Origin of the sequence: Shigella sp. FC1967 (assembly GCF_001743005.1) — a bacterium.
Taxonomy (GTDB): Bacteria; Pseudomonadota; Gammaproteobacteria; order Enterobacterales; family Enterobacteriaceae; genus Proteus.
In genome coordinates this window covers 1-295 of the sequence record NZ_MIIZ01000091.1, presented here as the reverse complement: position 1 = coordinate 295, position 295 = coordinate 1, and the positions used below count along the sequence as shown (strand labels likewise).

The 295-nt window shown below is 47.8% G+C and carries 1 protein-coding gene; it reads left to right on the top strand.

The window, feature by feature from the left end; genetic code table 11:
* On the top strand, nucleotides 1–264 hold a 264-nt coding region (locus tag BHE89_RS00725), incomplete at its 5' end, for a transposase (RefSeq protein ID WP_458694195.1).
* Between the last annotated feature and the right edge of the window lie 31 nt (nucleotides 265–295).

The window sequence follows — 295 nt, the reverse complement described above, 5'->3', positions numbered from 1 at the left end:
AATCCGCGCCACCTTATCAATGCCAGCCGTCACCTACGTCGAAAACAAAAAAGCCTTATCTCGCAAGCAAAAAAGGGAGTGCTAATCGCCGTAAAGCCCCGAATACAGCTTGCAGGTGTACACGAACGGGTAGCCAATGCCCGTGCTGATTTTCAACACAAACTCTCTCGTGCAATTGTTGACGAAAACCAAGCGATAATTGTAGAGACACTGAAATCGGCGAATATGATGAAAAAACCACTGTCTGGCTCGCGCTATCGGTGATGCAGGCTGGCATGGTTTTATCACAAAGCTG